Source organism: Mycobacterium sherrisii, assembly GCF_002102355.1.
GTDB classification, from domain to species: domain Bacteria; phylum Actinomycetota; class Actinomycetes; order Mycobacteriales; family Mycobacteriaceae; genus Mycobacterium; species Mycobacterium sherrisii.
Genome location: NZ_LQPT01000112.1, coordinates 1 through 13,535, shown reverse-complemented (window position 1 = coordinate 13,535; position 13,535 = coordinate 1). Strand labels below are relative to the sequence as shown.

The window sequence follows — 13,535 nt, the reverse complement described above, 5'->3', positions numbered from 1 at the left end:
CGGCATCACAACAGAGGAGTCGCGCCTGATGGCACAGGTCAGCGCAGCCAGCACGATCCTGATCAACGTTGATCCCGCGGCCACGCTCGCCGCGGTTGCGGACTACCAGAACGTCCGCCCGAAGATCCTGTCCCCGCAGTACAGCCAATACCAGGTGCTGCAGGGCGGGCAGGGCCAGGGCACCGTCGTCAAATGGAAGCTGCAGGCCACCAAATCGCGCAGCCGCGACGTGCAGGCCACCGTCGACGTGGCCGGTCACAGCGTCATCGAGAAGGACGCCAACTCGTCGATGGTCATCACCTGGACGGTGGCCCCCGCCGGCCCCGGATCCAGCGTGACCGTCAAGACCAGTTGGACGGGCGCCGGCGGGATCAAAGGCTTCTTCGAAAAGACGTTTGCGCCGTTGGGGCTGAAGCGAATTCAGGGCGAAGTGCTGGCCAACCTCAAGAAGGAGCTCGAAGGCTAGGGCTGGTGTGGCGCCACCGCGCCTGCCACAAACAGCCGCAGGTGTTCCGCGTAGCCGCTCAGCGCGTCCGCGGTCAGCATCTCCAGGTGCGTGCTGTCGACGGAGTACGTGACGATGTCGCCGGCGACATAGGGCCGCCACACCCGTTGCTGCGCGCGGGCCGCGCGTCCGGTTCGCCGTCCCCGCCACCGTGACTTCGGACGCCCGCCGCCACCGTTTTCGCTGCTCGTGCGGGCCGCGGCGAAGATGACCAGGTCGCCGTCGAACACGCTGGGCACGTGTTCGGCCAGCCGACCCTGGTTTGCCTTGACGCTGTGCACCAGGAACTCCAGCAGCCCCGCCGACTGCGCGGGGAGGTCGACGCCGTTGCTGCGTAAAACGTGGGCCACGGTCTGGCCGTCGAGTACCGGGTTCTTCGCTGCGGCCTTGGCGGTTAGCATCGCGGCGAACTTATTCGCGGTGAAGACCGGATCGAGCAGGATCAGGCTGTGCACCGTGCGGCCGCGGCGCTGCAGTTCGACGGCGACTTCGTGGGCGACGACGGCGCCGAACGACCAGCCGAGAATTTGGTACGGCCCGTCGGGCTGGCGGGCCTGTATCCGGTCGGCGTAGTTCGCCGCCATGCCGCGAATCGAGGTGTCGCCCGCCTCGCCGTCCTGCGCGACCTGGTTGATCCCGATGATCGGGCAATCCAGATGCTCGCCCAGCGCCCGATACGACCAGCTCAGGCCGAGCCCGTCGTGAATGCAGAACAGCGGCGTCCCGGTGCCCTGCCGCAGGACGTCGACCGGGACGACCTCCGACCCGCTGTCCGCGGCACCCAGCTGCTCGCCGAGGCTGCGCACGGACGGCGCGTAGAACATGGTGCGCACCGGGAGATGGACTCCGAGCGCGGCGTTGACCGCGGCGATCACCCGCATCGCCGACAGTGAATCCCCGCCCAGGTCGAAGAAGGAATCGTCGGCGCCCACCCGCTCGATGCCCAGCACCTGCGCATAGATGCCGGCGATGACGCGCTCGGTCTCGGTTTGCGGGGCCTGGAACGGCGTGGCGGCGAACACCGGGGCCGGCAGCGCCTTGCTGTCGATCTTGCCCGACGAGGTCACCGGGAACTCGTCGAGCACCATGATCTGCGCCGGCACCATGTACTCGGGCAGCCGCGCGCTCAGCCGCTGGCGCACGGCGCTGATCTCCATGTTGGTGTTCGGGTTGTTGGCGTGGACCCCGCGCGTCGCACGCGGCAGGTAGATGTCGGTCAGGGCGCGCTCGGCTTCGGCGGGGGTGAGGAAGACGGCGTCGAGGACGCCGGGCTCGGCGCCCCAGGTGACGGCGACCTGGTAGCCGGCGTTGGCGCCAAGCCGGTGCAGCTGTTCGGGGGTGACGGTGTCCGGTGCCGCCGCGGGCTGGGTCAACGCGTCGGCCAGCGGCCGTCCGTCGGCGAGCGCCTTGTCGATGCGGACCTCGGCGATCAGTCCGGCCCGGGGGATCTCGGTGACGCGCACCGCCGCGGGACGGGTGGCCGCCAACCGGGCGTGCAGCCCGAGCAAACCGCCGCATTCGGTCCACGTCCATGCCGTTGCGGCGGCCACCGAGCGCACCGGTGCGGGGGACTTGTGGATGACCACGTCATAGCGGTACCGGTTCAGTTCGTTGTCCGCCAGCCCGCGTTTGACCTGGATGTCCGCCCCGGCGGTGTCCGGACGGTCGTCGGCCCACGCGGTGAAAAACTCTGGCGCCAACAATAATTCGGGCTCGCTGACGATCGCCCGGTGGACGCGCTGGCGGATTTCGGCGGCGTCACCGGTGGTGGTGCGGGCCAGCGCGACACCGATCTGGAAGGCGTCCTGCAGGGCGTGGTTGCGAATATCGCCGATGAACAAGGCGCCGCCGGGGGCCAGCAGTTCCATGGCGCGGTCGATCAGGTCGGTCAGATAGCCGGCGTTGGGGAAGTACTGGACGACGGAGTTGACGACGACGGTGTCGAAGTAGGCTCGCGGCAATCCGGCCATCATGTGCGCGGGCCGGGTCAGCAGCTGGACCCGATCGCGCCACGGGAGCTGCAGCCGGTCGAGCGCGCGGGCCAGGTTGTCGATGGCCACCGCCGACATGTCGGTGGCAACGTAGTGCTCGGCCAGTGGGGCGATTTGGGAGAGCAGCAGCCCCGAGCCGGCGCCGACCTCCAGCACCCGTTTCGGGCGCAGCGCCGCGATCCGCTCCACGGTGGCCGCGCGCCACTCGAGCATCTCCTCCAACGGAATCGGTGCACCGGTGTAGCTGCTGTTCCAGCCGCGGAAGTCCATGCCGAACTGCGGAGTCTGCTCGGTCGGGTGGTACAGCTCGTCGTACACGCCCTGCCACTGTTCGACGATCTCGGCGTCCTGGTCGTCGCTGGTGGTGTCGCCCAGGGTGATGTAGGCGATGAGGTGGTCGCCCGCGTCGCCGTGGTGCACGGTGGTGACGGCCTGGGTGACCTGCGGGCACGCCAGCAACGCGCTGTCGATCTCGCCGAGTTCGATGCGGTAGCCGCGGATCTTGACCTGTTCGTCGGCGCGCCCGACGTAGCGCAGTTGCCCGTCGGCCTGCCAGGCCACCAGGTCCCCGGTGCGATACATCCGTTCGGCGGGCCTGCCCGGGTCGACGAACGGGCAGGCGACGAAGCGCGTGGCCGTCAGGTCGGGTCGGCGCGCGTATCCATTCGCCACCCCGGCGCCGGCCACGTACAACTCGCCGACCACGCCGAGCGGCACCGGCCGCAACCAGGCGTCCAGTACGAAGAACGCCAGATGCGCCAACGGCTCGCCGATGGGGCTGACCGGGCTGTCGACGTCGTCGTCGGTCAGGATCCGCAGCGAGGCATGCACCGTGATTTCGGTGATGCCGTACATGTTGATCAGCCGCGGTATCTGCGGATGACTCTGCATCCAAGTCCGAAGTCGTTGTGGCTCAAGGGCTTCACCGCCGAAAACCACCGTCTGCAGCTGCAGCCTGTCGGCGAGTGCGGGTTGCAGCGCGTCGGCGGTTTGCAGCGCGTAGAACGCCGTTGGCGTCCGGCTCAGCACACCCACGCCTTCCGCGGCCAGCAACGCGTGGAAGTCCTCGGCCGAGCGGGCCACGGATTCGGGTACCACCACCAGCCGACCGCCGTGTAACAAGGCGCCCCAGATCTCCCACACCGAGAAGTCGAATGCTAACGAATGTGCCTGTGTCCACACCTGTTCCAGGCCCAGCTCGCCGGACAGCGATCCCAGCAGCGCGATGACGTTGCGGTGCGGGACGGCGACCCCCTTGGGGGTGCCGGTGGTGCCTGAGGTGTAGATCAGGTAGGCAAGGTCGTCGGCGCTCGGCATTGGCAATGCGGTGCCGGGGTAACCCGCGATGCGGGGGTCGTCGACCGTGACGACGGGCAGGTTGTGGCCGTCGAGCCGGTCACGCAGCGCCGCGGTGGTGATCGCGATGACGGGCTGGGCGTCGGCGAGCATGAAGCCGATCCGGGCGTCGGGGTGCGCGGGGTCGATCGCCAGGTAGGCCGCACCCGTCTTCAGCACCGCCAGGATCGCGATGATCGCCTCGGTGGATCGGGTGAACAGCAGCGCCGCCACCCGTCCCGGGCCAGCGCCGTGGGCGACCAGTAGGTGCGCCAGCCGATTGGCATCCTCGTCGACCTCGAGGTACGTCATGGACAGGCCCGCGAACGTCACCGCCGGGCGGTGGGGTGTGCGGCCCACCTGCGCGGCCCACCGGCCCGGGATGGAGCCCAGCGCCGGCACGGACCGGTCCAGGACCGCCCGGTTGCCCCAATCATGTAGGCGCGCAACCTCGTCGGCCTCCAGCAGATTCACCGACGACAATCGCCGCACGGGATCTGCGGTGACGGCCACCAAGACCCGGTGCAGTCGGTCGATCACGGTGCGGATTGTGGTCTCGTCGAACACGTCGGTCCGGTACTCGACCCTCCCGTTGATCCCGGCGGGTGCGCTCGCGTCGCTCCAGTGCTCGGCCAGGTGGAACACCAAATCCATTCGGGCGGTCCGGGTATCCATGGTCAGCTGGCTGACCTTCACATCATCCAGGTCCAGTCCGGACGCGGCGTCGGCGCTGTGGCCCAGGACGCTCTGCCAGGCCAGCATCACCTGCACCAGCGGGTGATGGGTCAGGGAGCGGGTGGGGTTGATCCGCTCGACGAGAACCTCGAACGGTACGTCCTGGTTCTCGTAGGCGGCCAGGCTGCGCCGGCGGACCTGGGCGAGCAGCTCGGCAAAGGTGGGATCGCCGGTCACCTCGACGCGCAGTACCAGGGTGTTGACGAAGAAGCCCACCAGCTCATCGAGTGCCGGGTCGCGCCGCCCGGCGATCGGGAAGCCCACCGCAACATCGGAACTCGAAGTCAGCGTGGACAGCAGTACCGACAAGGCGGCCTGCATCACCATGAAGCTGGTGGCGTTGTGCTCGCGTGCCACCTCGCGCATCCGCTGCTGCAACTCGGCCGGCCACTGCAGCGTCACCTGGGAGCCGTGGTAGTCGGCCACCAGCGGGTAGGGGCGGTCGGTGGGCAGCTGCAGCCGCTCCGGCATGCCCGCCAGCGTGCCCTCCCAGTAGGCGAGCTGCCCCGCGATGGGGCTGTCGGTGTCGGCAAGGTCGCCGAACTGCGCTCGTTGCCACAGCGTGTAGTCGATGTACTGCACCGAGAGTGCGGCACGCTCCGGCGCCCCGCCGCGGCGCCGGGCCCGGTACGCCTCGCCGATGTCGCGGGCCATCGGCGCCAGCGACCACCCGTCAAAGGCGATGTGGTGCACCACAATCCCGACGACATGATCCTCGGGGCTGAGCGAATAAATTTGCGCACGAATCGGAATCTCGGCCGACAGGTCGAACCGGTACGTGGCCAGCGCGGTCAACTCGGGCAGCAGCTCCGCGCCCGGCAACGACCGCACCGCGTCGTTGCCGCGCCGCCACAGCCCCGGCGCGGCCGGCAGCACCTCCTGGTAGGGCACACCGTCGATGTCGACGAAGATGGTGCGCAACGCTTCGTGGCGGGCGACCACGTCGTCAAGCGCCGCGGCGAGCGCCGCGACGTCCAGGGCGCCCTCGATACGGAATGCGGTCGGCATGTTGTAGGTCGCCACCCCGCCCTCGAACCGGTACAGGAACCACAGCCGAGATTGCGCAAACGACAACGGAATCAGCGCCGGCCGCTGCCCCGCGACCAAAGGCTTGCGTCGCCCGGCTGTGGTGGTCGCGATGCGCGGCGCCAGCCGGGCGATCGTGGGCGCGTCGAACAGGCAGTGCACGTCTAGATCGGTGTCCAGGCCGGAGTTGATCGCGGTGATCAGCCGCATCGCGGACAGCGAGTCCCCGCCTAGGTCGAAGAACGAGTCGTCGACACCGACGTGGTCGAGGCCCAGGACGCGGGCGTAGATGCCGGCCAGGATCTCTTCCACGGCCCCGGCGGGGGCGCGGTAGTTACCGGTGTCCCCGAAGTCGGGGGCCGGCAGGGCGCGGGTGTCGAGTTTCCCGTTCGTGGTCAGCGGCAACGTCTCCAGCACCACGACGGCCGCGGGCACCAGGTATCCGGGCAACTTGTCCGCCAAGCGGTTTCGCAGCTCGGCCGGGTCGGCCGTCCCGGTGACATACCCGACCACGCGGGTGCCGCCGAGCCCGTCGTCGCGGGTGACTACCGCGGCCTGGGTGACGCCGTCCGCGGCGGCCAGCGCGGCCTGGATCTCGCCGGGCTCGACGCGGTAGCCGCGGATCTTGACCTGTTCGTCGGCCCGGCCGACGTAGTCGAGTTGGCCGTCGGGATGCCAGCGAACCAGGTCGCCGGTGCGGTACATCCGGGCGCCACGCTCAGCGAACGGGCAGGCCACAAACCGCTCCGCGGTCAGCCGGGCGCGACCGAGGTAGCCGCAGGCGACGCCGGCGCCGGCGACGTACAGCTCGCCCACCACGCCGATGGGCACCGGACGCAGCCAGCCGTCCAACACGAACAGCGCGGCGGTGGGTACCGGCGCGCCGATCGGTGCCGCGCCCGATCCCGCCGTCAGCGGCGCACTCATCGAGGCGTAGACCGTGACCTCGGTGGGACCGTAGGCGTTGATCACCACCCGGCCGTCCGCCCATCGGTCCACAACGTCGGCGGGGCAGGCCTCCCCGCCCAGCAGCACGGCCACCGAGTCCAGTCCCTGTGGTGTCAATATCGTTGCCGCCGAGGGTGTTTGAGTAAGCACGGTGACGCCCTCGTCGACCAGCAAGGTGTGGAAGTCCGCCGGGGAGGCGGTCACCGACTCGGGCACCACGACCAGGCGGGCGCCGCCGAGCAGCGCGGCCCAGATCTCCCAGACCGAGAAGTCGAAGCCGTAGGAGTGGCATTGCGTCCACACCTGCGCCAGCGGCAGGTGGTGGGGTTCTGAGGCGGCCAGGTGGGCCAGGTTACCGTGAGTCACCGCAACACCTTTGGGCGTTCCGGTGGTGCCCGAGGTGTAGATCAGGTACGCGATGTCATCGGCGGTCGGCGGCGGCGGACTGGTGGCGGGCTGACCGTTCAGCGCCGGATCGTCGATGTCGATGGCGGGCACGCCGTATCCGTCCAGGCGCCCACGCAGTCCGGCGGAGGTCAGGGCGGCGACCGGTGCCGCGTCGGCGAGCATGAAGCCGATCCGGGCGTCGGGATGGGCCGGATCGATCGCCAGATACGCCGCCCCCGCCTTCAGCACTCCCAGCATCGCGACGATCGCCTGAGCACAGCGGGAAAACAGAAGCGCCACAACCTGTCCCGGACCGGCGCCGTAGTCGGCGAGCAGGTGGGCCACCCGGTTGGCGCCCTCGTCCAGCTCGCGGTAGGTGTGGGCGCGGCCGTCGTAGCGCACCGCCACCGCGTCGGGGTCATGGTGCACGTGTTCGGCAAACAGTTCCGGAATCGACAGCGGCGCGGGCGCGGGCCGGGTCAGTAGCCGCCGGTTGCCCAGCTCATCGACCAGCGTCTGCTCGTCGGGATTCAACAGCGGAGTCGACGACAACCTGCGGTTGGGCTTGGCGATCATGTCCAGCAACACTTGGTGCAATTGCTCGATCAGCGTCTCGATACTGTCCGTCGCGAAGACGTCGGCGTTGTACTCGACCCGCAAACCGAGCTCGGCGCCCGGCATGGCCTGCAACGTCAGGGGATAGTGGTTGTATTCGCGAGCCGCCATCTTGCCGATGGCCAGCCCGTCGACGCCCACCAGGTTCGCGGTGTCGATCGGATAGTTCTCGAACACGAACAGGGTGTCGAAGAGTTGATCGTGCCCGGTGACACGATGGATCTCCGCGAGTGCCAGGTGCTGGTGCTCGAGAGTGTGGTGGTTGGCGCGGTGCAGTTGCTCGAGCAGGTCGGCGGTCGTGGTCATCGGTGTGCACCGGGCCCGCACCGGCACGGTGTTGATCAGCAGGCCGACCATCGCCTCGGCGCCCGGGACCTCCGTCGGTCGACCCGAAACCGCGGTGCCGAAGGCGACGTCGGGTCGGCCGGTGAGCCACATCAGCAACTGCGCCCAAGCCACCTGCAAGACGGTGTTGACGGTCGTGTGATGGGTCCGGGCGAGCTGCTGCAGCGCCTCCGTCGTGCGCGCGGCGACACGCGACATCTGTACGCCGCGGCGGCCCAAGCCCATTCGCGCCGGCGGGCCCACCAGGGTGGGAGTCTCAAAGCCCTCGAACTCCTCGCACCAGGCTGCCTGCGCCGCGGCGACGTCGCGTTCGGCGAGCCAGTCGACGAAGCGGCGATACGGTACGGCCGCGGGTAGCCGCTGTCCGAAGTAACTGGCGAAGATTTCCTGCGCGAGGATCGGCAACGACCAGCCATCGAGCACGATGTGGTGGTTGGTGAGGACCAGCCGGTGGTGGTCCTCGGCGACGCGGATCAACGCGGCCCGGAAAGCCGGCGGCACGGTGAGGTCGCAGACCGCGGCGCGTTCCGCGGCGGCCACTCGGTCCACCTGACGCTCGCCATCGCCGAATTCGAAGTACTGCCAGGCCGCTTCGGGGTCGGCGGGGATGATTTGAACCGGCTGGCCGAACTGGCGAGAGAATCGGGCGACCAGGTTGGGGTGGCGGCCGACGACGGCGCGCACGGCGTCGCGCAACCGGTCCGGGCGCAGCGGGCCGGTGATGGTGATGTCGAGCTGCATTGCATAGATGTCGTCGCCGCTGTTACGCATCGTGTCGGCGTGGAACAACAACCCCTGTTGCAGCGGCGTCAGCGGCAGGATGTCGGCGACGGACTGCTGGCGGGACAGCTCGTCGATCTGGTGCTGGCTCAGCAGCGTCGGGGCGATATCGGACGGGGTGAGCCCGCCGCCACCCCGTTGCACGTGCGCGCAGATCCCGGTCAGTGCGTCGAACCACAGCCGGTTCAGCCGGTCGATGTGGGCGTGGTCCACCGCCGAGGTCGCCCAGGTCCAAGCGGCGTGCAGGTGCGGTCCCGTCCCGGTGTCCATGACGACAGAGTTGAGCTCTACGCTGTGTCCCAATCGAATTGGCAGCGCCGAGGCCCGCGCTGCCAGCGCAGCGGCCTCGGGGCGGATGTGCCACGCGTCATCGGAGAGCTCCGCGGCGCCACCGAGCCGGCCCAGGTAGTTGAATCCGATGGTGGGGTCGTCGCCCGTCAGACCCGACTCCGGGCTGAGGTAGCGCAGCAGGCCGTAGCTGAGGCCGTCGGGCAGCGCGCGCAGTTGTTCTTTGGCATCCTTGACGACCGCGCCCAGCGCGGGGTCTCCGCCGGCCACCTGCGCCCAGGTCAGATTTCCGACGCTGAGGGCAACCGGGTATTTGGTGGTGAACCAACCCACGGTGCGGGACAGGTCGACGCGGCCGGACAGGTCGTCGTGGCGGCCGTGGCCCTCGATGTCGATGGCGAGCGGGGCACCGCCACCGGCCAGTAATTCGTTGCAGGCCAACGCAAATGCGATCAGCAAGATGTCCTGAACGCCGGCGTGGAACGCCGCCGGTACCTCGGCGAGCAGTGCTTGCGTGGTTTCGCCCTGCAACTGACGGGTCAGCTGCCCCGCGGTGGCGTAGGTATCGCCGGGTTGCGGCGCGGGCAGCGCCCGCGGGACCGCCAACACCCGCGCCCAGGTGTGCAGCTGGTCGGTCACGGTGTGGGTGTGCTCGGCGAGCAGGGACGACCAGCGAGCGAACGAGGTGCCACCGGCGGGCAGCGCGATGGGTTGTCCGCTGCGCTGCTGGGCCCAGGCGATGTTGAGATCCTCCAACAGGATTCGCCACGACACGGCGTCGACCGCCAGGTGATGGATGACCAGCAGCAGCTGACGGGTGGACCCGGCCCACACCGCGCTGACCACCACGCCGTCGGCGGGGTTCAGCCGGGCCCGGGCCGCATCGAGGATGTCGTCGTCGAGGGCTTCGACGGTCCGCATGCAGTCCCGGGCGTCCACCGCGCCCGGCTCGGGTATCCGCATGGCCCAGTCGTTTTCGACGCGCAGTCGCAGCATGGCATGCCGATCGAGCAACGCCTGCAGGACCACCAACGCCTGGGCTTCGGTGACCGCGCCGGGGGCCTGCACCACCATGGTCTGGTTGAACTGCTCGATGGGACCGTCCACGCTCTGCAGCCAGCGCATGATCGGGGTGGCCTGCACGGGCCCGATGCCCCCGTCGACGACGTCGCTGTCGGTGGCGATGGTGACGACGCGGGCCAGCCGCGCAACGGTCTGCTCGACGAAAATGTCGCGCGGACGGCACAATACGCCCGCCTCCCGCGCTCGGGCGACAACCTGCATGGACAGGATGCTGTCACCGCCCAAGTCGAAGAAGGAGTCGTCGACGCCGACCCGGCCGAGACCGAGCACCTGGGCGTAGATCGTGGCCAGCGTCTCCTCGAGTTCGCCGGCGGGGGCGCGGTAGTGCTCGGTGTTGCCGTAGTCGGGGGCGGGCAGGGCGCGCGTATCGAGCTTGCCGTTCACCGTCAGCGGCAACGAGTCCAGCAACACCAGGGCCGACGGGACCAGGTACGGCGGCAGCCGTTCGGCGAGCGCGGCGCGGGCCTGTGCGGGGTCGACGGTGCCGGTGATGTACCCGACCAGCCGAGTGGTGCCGGGGTGGTCCTCGCGGGCGAGGACCGCCGCGTGTTCCACGCCGTCCAAAGCCAGTAGTGCCGAACGGATTTCGCCGAGCTCGATGCGGTGGCCGCGGACCTTGACCTGATCGTCGGCGCGGCCGAGGTAATCTAGTTGGCCGTCGGCGCGCCAGCGCACCAGGTCGCCGGTGCGATACATGCGCGTTCCGGGGGCACCGAAGGGGCAGGCCACAAATCGAGACGACGTCAACCCCGAGCGTCCGAGGTACCCGCACGCCACCCCCGGGCCCGCGATATACAGTTCGCCCGTCACGCCCACCGGTGCCGGGCGTAACCACCGGTCGAGCACGAACAGCGCGGCGGTGGTCACCGGCGCGCCGATCGGCACCACCGTGACGCCGGGCGTCAGCGGTGCGGTCATCGAGGCGTACACGGTGGCCTCGCTGGGGCCGTACGCATTGATCACCACCCGGCCGGGCGCCCACCGATCCACCACGTCGGGTGGGCACGGCTCGCCACCGAGCAGCAAAGCCGGGGCCGGGATCCGCTGCGGCGCCAAACCGGCGACCGCAGAGGGGGTTTGGGTGAGCACGTTGACACCCTCGGCGAGCAGCAGGGCATGGAAATCGTCCGGCGAGGCGGTCACCGACTCGGGCACCACGACCAATCGACCGCCGCCGAGCAGCGCGGCCCAGATCTCCCACACCGAAAAGTCGAATGCGTACGAATGGCATTGCGTCCACACCTGGCGAGCCGGCAGCGCGCCGGGTGTCGACGCCGCGAGGTGGGCCAGATTCCGGTGGGTGACGGCCACACCCTTGGGTGTACCGGTGGTGCCGGAGGTGTAGACGAGGTAGGCGATGTCGTCGGGTGACGGCGCGGGCAGCGCGGCCTCGGGCGCTGTATCCGGGGCGGGGTCGTCGATGTCGAGGATGGTCAGGTCGCGTCCGTCCAGCCGGCTGCGCAGGGCCGCGGTGGTGATCGCGGCGGTGGGTGCGGCGTCGTCGAGCAGGAAGCCGATTCGGGCATCCGGAAGTGTGGTGTCGATGGCCAGGTAGGCGGCTCCGGATTTGAGTACGGCCAGCATCGCGACGATCGCCTTGGCGGAACGTTCCAGCAGCAGCGCCACGTAATGACCAGCCCGCACGCCACACGCAACTAGGTTGTGCGCCAATAGGTTCGACGCCACGTCAAGCTCATGGTAGGTGAGGGTGCGGGCATCGAAGCTGACCGCCGCGACCTCGGGCGCCCGGGCCGCGTGTTCGGCGAACAACTCCGGAACGGACAACTCGGCGGGTTCGGTTTCCAGCGCCCGCCGATTGCCCAGTTCGTCCAGGCGGGCCCGCTCGTCGGCATCGACCACGGTGATCGCGGAGATGCGCCGGCCCGGGTCGGCGGTGACAGCGTCCAACACGTGCTCGAATCGCCGCAGCAGCGTTCGGACATTGTCGGCGTCGTACACGTCGGTCCGGTATTCCACCGTGCCAGAGATCCCGGCGGGTTCGCCGTCCTGCGTCCAGCGTTCGACCAGCGAGAACGCCAGATCCATTCGGGCCGTGTGGGAATCGATCGGCACCGGGGTGACGCGAACATCGCCCAACGCCAACACGGCGGCGGGGTCGTCACCGTAGTGGCTCTGCCAACCGAGCATGACCTGGACCAGCGGATGATGGCTGAGGCTTCGGGTGGGGTTAAGGCGTTCGACGAGGACCTCGAAGGGCACGTCCTGGTTTTCGAAGGCGGCCAGACTTCGTCGGCGAACCTGCGTCAGCAGATCGGTGACGGTGGGGTCGCCGGCGACGTCGACCCGCAGTACCAGGGTGTTGACGAAGAAACCGATGAGCGGGTCGAGGGCGGGATCGCGGCGCCCGGCGATCGGAAAGCCGACCGCCACATCGGAACTGGCGCTCACCGTCGTCAGCAGCACCGCCAGCGCTGCCTGCACCACCATGAAGCTGGTGGCATCGTGGTTGCGCGCCAGCGCACGCACCCGCTGCTGCAGGTCGGCCGGCCACTGCACCGTCAGGCTGGCTCCTCGCTGATCGGCCAGCGGCGGATACGGCCGATCCGTCGGCAGCCTCAGGCGCTCCGGCAGGCCGGCCAGGGCCTCTTGCCAGTAGGACAGCTGGGCCGCGATCGGGCTGTCCGGGTCGTCGAGCCGGCCGAACTGGGCGTGTTGCCACAGGGAGTAATCGGCATACTGCACCGGCAGTCGGGCCCAGCGCGGGCGCTCACCCGCCACCCGGGCGGCATAGGCCTCACCCAGATCGCGCACCAGTGGACCAACCGACAGGCCGTCGGCGGCGATATGGTGCACCACACCCACCAGCACGTGCTCGTCGTCGGCGAGCCGGAACAGCGCCGCCCGTAACGGGATTTCGGCGGCGAGGTCGAAGGTGTACCGGGCCGCGACATCGATCGCCGCCTCCAGCATCGTCGTCGACCAGTCGCTGGCATCTATTGTCTGCCAGTCAAATTCGGCCACATCGGTGGCCAGCACCAGCTGCTGCGGCGTGCCCTCGGGGGCGACGATCAGTGTGCGCAGGCTCTCGTGTCGGGCGATCACGTCGCGCAGCGCCGCGGCCAGTGCGTCGGCGTCGAGATGGCCGGACAGCCGTAATGCAACCGCCATGTTGTAGACGGGTGAGGGGCCCTGCAACTGGTCGAGGAACCACAACCGGGTTTGCGCAAACGACAGCGGCACCACTGCCGGCCGTTCGGTCGCCGACAGCGGTTCCAGCCAGCCGCGGCCGGTGCCGATGCGCGGCGCCAGTTGGGCGATCGTGGGCGCGTCGAACAGGGTGTGCACCTGCAGGCCCGCGTCGAGCCCGGAGTTGATCGCGCCGATCAGGCGCATGGCCGACAACGAGTCGCCGCCGAGGTCGAAGAAGGAGTCGTTGGTGTTGATGTGGTCGTGGCCGAGGATTTGGGCGTAGATGCCGGTGAGGATTTCTTCGATGGCGGTGGTGGGGGGTTGGTTGATGGTGGGGTGTTGGGGGG

Annotated in this window: 2 protein-coding genes; one reads left to right on the top strand and one right to left on the bottom strand. The window is 69.2% G+C overall.

Features of this window, described 5'->3' with window-relative positions:
* The first annotated feature begins 28 nt into the window (after positions 1 to 28).
* Positions 29 to 466 (top strand): SRPBCC family protein, encoded by a 438-nt coding sequence (locus tag AWC25_RS23925; protein WP_085167993.1) that lies wholly within the window; start codon positions 29 to 31, stop codon positions 464 to 466.
* Here AWC25_RS23925 and AWC25_RS27730 read toward each other — a convergent pair.
* Positions 463 to 13,535: non-ribosomal peptide synthetase (locus AWC25_RS27730; protein ID WP_142279029.1), on the bottom strand; the 13,073-nt coding region annotated here is incomplete at its 5' end. The genes AWC25_RS23925 and AWC25_RS27730 overlap by 4 nt on opposite strands.

Bases quoted from the DNA above. Each gene is read 5' to 3' on its own strand.
- AWC25_RS23925 (WP_085167993.1), top strand. From the start codon at position 29: ATGGCACAGGTCAGCGCAGCCAGCACGATCCTGATCAACGTTGATCCC.